Raw genomic sequence first — 3,845 nt, 5'->3', positions numbered from 1 at the left:
TACCGTCATAAAGAGTTACCTGCAGTGATTCAAGAGCCTCAACCTTATGACCTAGCGCTTCACAGAACTGGTGTAGAACATCAGCTTCAGTCGCAGAGTACACCCCATCTGCCAAGGCTACCATTACGGCAGTTCGTAGAAAATTCTCTGCCGTTGTGTTATCCTTACCTAAAGCTGCTGCTAGTTCTTCAGGAGTAATGGGTTTATCAAAAGACTGCAAATCAGTGCCAGGAGCCAATTTCTCTTGGGTGATTTGAGCCATAACCTCTTGTTCTTCTGGGTCAAAGTGACCATCAGCCCAGGCAACGGCAAATAAACCCCGCAGCCAAGCTGAAATTTGTTCTTCGGTGTAGGTAGCAGAGCTGGAAATAGCCATAAATACTTAAAATCAATCTCCTAACACTATTTTAGGAGCAATCACAATAACTTAAGCTCCTGAAGCTTGAAGCCTATAACATCAAAATAGCAATCGGATTAAGAAGCATCGACCAATCGTAATTCTCAGATATTCGTGACTCTAGCAGAATTTATTCTTTTCTTAATGTCAGTCCTAACCAGTGCTACTGGACAGTTCTTGCTCAAAACTGGAGCCGAAAAGCTGGAAAAAGTTAACGCTAGCAATTGGCTAGATCAAATTTTCAGTATACCCAAGACCCCAGAGATTATAGCAGGGTTATGTTGTTATGGTTTAGGGGCACTCGCATACATTTTGTTGCTGACCAGGGTAAATCTCAGTGTTGCTGGTCCTTCAGTATCCTTGACTTACATCTTCTCCGTACTGATGGGCTATTTTTTCTTTAAGGAAACCATCCCCCTTAGTCGTGCCGTGGGGTTGGGTGTGATTATCTGCGGTGTAATGTTGGTAATTTGGAAAAGATAAGTTAGTCATTAGTCATTTGTAAAGACCATGGATGTAAGCCTCTTGTGTACCCGGCTTTTTTAGGGTGGTAATGGGGGGATACCATCCAAGGATACAAGCCTTTTACCTCCTCAAGACTTATCCACTCAGATCTGTAAAATCAGATCTGTAAAACTGCTGTAATTACCTATTGCCGGTGCTCTGTTGCCAGAGCCGAAGTTCCCTATTAGCTAAAACGTTAATTTCTCGATCAGCTGCGTAAGTCCTACTTGTGATAGACACACATAACTTATTCATAATTTGGACATCGTAAAAACGCGATCGCGGACAACCGGTAGCAATACTGTAATTAATCACTACTCTAACTATTACGGCAATGGCAATAAAAAATCAACTGAATGAATTAGATTATTTACCTGCTATTAATGTACATTTGCTAGAGCGTAGAATATCTTGTGTAACCGTCCCTAGAATTGTAGATGCCATTCATGCCACTTGCGTTGAAGACAGAAAAATAACCGTAGCTCACTATAACGTACATAGTTTTAATCTTTCGATGCAGCTACCATGGTTTTATCAATTTATCCAAAGTGCAGAAATCGCCCATTGTGACGGTATGGGTATCTTAAAAGCCCATCAGTTTATGGGGTACAATTTATCACTAAAATACCGCGCGTCTTACACACTATTACTGCCAAAATTGCTGGAGAATGTTAACCAAAATGGTTTGTCAATGTTTCTGCTGGGGTCAAAGCCTAAGCATCTAGAAACAGCCCTTACTAACCTTAGACAACAATACCCCAATATTATTGTCAATGGTCACCACGGATATTTTGATAAAGAAGACCCCAGCCAAAATCAAGAGATAATTAATAAAATTAACCAGACAAAACCTAATATTTTATTGGTAGGCATGGGTATGCCAATTCAAGAAAAATGGATTTGGCAGCATCGTAGTCGTCTTAATGTCAATGTGTTCATGCCTTGTGGTGCAGTGATCGACCGATTGGCAGGTTTGGTTCCTGACTGTCCAGAATTTATTTCCAATCTTGGAGGAGAGTGGCTTTATCGTTTATCCCGTGAACCCAAACGTCTGGCAGCTCGCTACTTACTCGGTAATCCAGCCTTTTTCTTTCAACTTGCTCTAGCTAAATTTTATGCACAACCTTTAAGAGTAGAGAAGATGGGGTACATGCTAAATGGACAAAAACACAGTTTAGACGAGCCTGTAAGCCTTCTTTCACCATTACCTCAGGGAATGAACTAGCAAAATCAGGATGCACCTGATCTGCAGCTGTTAGCGAGTTCTAGTCAGTAAACTCATAATAACTGAAAAAATTAATAAAATTAATTTTGTTTCAGTCATGGTGCAAGACCACCATGATCATGATTCATACCAAGTGATACTAAGTTGCATTCATAGTTAGCACTTTCATCCCATCACCCCATCACCCCATGACCCCATCACCCCATCACTCCATCATCCCATCACCCCATCACCTTTTGAGAAAGATACTATCTTTGAGCCTAACTTAGTATCACTTGCCCATTAGCTACCCTTGACCTTTACAAAACACTTGGTATCTTTCAGGTATATTTCGGTATTTGAGAGTGTCGGTTCACTGATCACTATTGACATAAGCAAAATGCTGTGAATACCTTGGCAGTATTCCCCCAGCTTAGCTGTAGGCTAACTGGGGGTCTTATGTAGTGTATGTTTGTATCCCAATTGTATAGGCACAACAGAGGTAATTCACCAACCTTCCAAGATCGGGAGAGAGTTTTGGAGTTTCCACAAAGACACTGCTTTCATGATCGATAATTTTTATGGTTGAGAGTAATAGTGTTACTTTTTCTCCACTAATGGGAATTCTGTCATTAGATAGTCTGAGATTTCTCACTTAGCCAGGGCAATGCTTTTATTGCCCGTTTTCTAATTACTCTTGTCAATGCTAGTCCCATTAACTGCTTATCTATCCTTACTTTTCCCTTGAATAGCAAAATCAGAGTAGTTAGGAACACATAGATATGGCAAGGCAAACCCAACACTGGATTAGGTGGGTTTTTAGGAGCTTAGTTTCAATATAGGTCAGATGGATCACACACTAGCCAAGATCATCAATACATCCCAATACGTATCATTTGATATCTTTGATACCGCAATTATACGCAATGTTTTAGAGCAAAGTGATGTCTTTACACTGGTTCAAAAGCAATATGATTATTGTCATTCCGAGTTATTACCAAATTATCCTAAGCTTAGACAAAAAGCATAAAAAAAATCTAGGGACAAACTCTGGAGACGAGAACAGGTCTCAGAGGTTGTCTGAGAAGTATCATTTGCTACATCCAAGCCCCCTAAATCCCCCAAAATTGGGGGACTTTTAGAAGCAAATTGACTCTTCCCCCAAATTTGGGGGGCTAGGGGGGCAAAATTCAGTATCAAAAAACTTTTCATATATCCTCTCAGAAGTTACCTTGGATACCATATTTGAGTGTTTGGTAGAAGATTTTGGACTTAATGACCAAAGCGCACAAATACTAAAAAAATTGAAATACAAACCGAAGGGGATGTTTGCAGACGTAATGAATTTATTTTTTCGGTCTATAACTATTGCCGAAAAATTTATAAACAGATTATTTTTATCTAAGATATGTATCTCCCCCTATCGGTGATCAATAAAATTATTCATTCGGCAGGCTATGATGATAGTGAAAAGCTATTTTTATCCTCTACTATAGGCAAAACTAAATTTAGAGGATATATTTATGGATATGTTGTTGAAAAGCTAGGATGTAACCCAGAATATATCCTTCACATTGGTGATAATTATCAGTCTGATATTTTAAATGCCAAAGCCAATGGCTTAGTATTTTTTTTAATAAAAAAAAATACATAGAGCTATCAAAAATTATTGGTTACAAAAGGAAAAGTTTCATCAGCTTGTTAACAAAAACAATCTCTTGACAGTTCATTTTATCTAGC

The 3,845-nt window shown here is 39.0% G+C and carries 3 protein-coding genes and 1 pseudogene; 3 read left to right on the top strand and 1 reads right to left on the bottom strand.

Translation table 11 applies throughout. From position 1 onward, the window contains the following. Nucleotides 1–376, bottom strand: a pseudogene (locus F6K49_RS36815) (TerB family tellurite resistance protein); the annotation flags it as partial. Nucleotides 377–511: 135 nt separating this feature from the next. Here F6K49_RS36815 and F6K49_RS36810 point away from each other — a divergent pair. The 3 genes from F6K49_RS36810 (at nucleotide 512) to F6K49_RS36800 (ending at nucleotide 3,759) form a co-directional block, all read left to right on the top strand. Continuing rightward, nucleotides 512–880, top strand: a complete 369-nt coding sequence (locus F6K49_RS36810; protein ID WP_293104855.1) for an EamA family transporter — start codon at nucleotides 512–514, stop codon at nucleotides 878–880. 355 nt (nucleotides 881–1,235) lie between these two features. Further along, the gene (locus F6K49_RS36805; RefSeq protein ID WP_293104852.1) at nucleotides 1,236–2,126 is read left to right on the top strand and encodes a WecB/TagA/CpsF family glycosyltransferase; all 891 of its coding nucleotides are present in this window, start codon (nucleotides 1,236–1,238) and stop codon (nucleotides 2,124–2,126) included. Between the two features lie 1,405 nt (nucleotides 2,127–3,531). Then, the gene (locus F6K49_RS36800; protein WP_293104848.1) at nucleotides 3,532–3,759 is read left to right on the top strand and encodes an HAD-IA family hydrolase; all 228 of its coding nucleotides are present in this window, start codon (nucleotides 3,532–3,534) and stop codon (nucleotides 3,757–3,759) included. Nucleotides 3,760–3,845 lie beyond the last annotated feature (86 nt).

Source organism: Moorena sp. SIO3I6, from assembly GCF_010672095.1.
The sequence above is the reverse complement of the archived record's forward strand: the minus strand, read 5'-3'. Positions and strand labels throughout refer to the sequence as shown.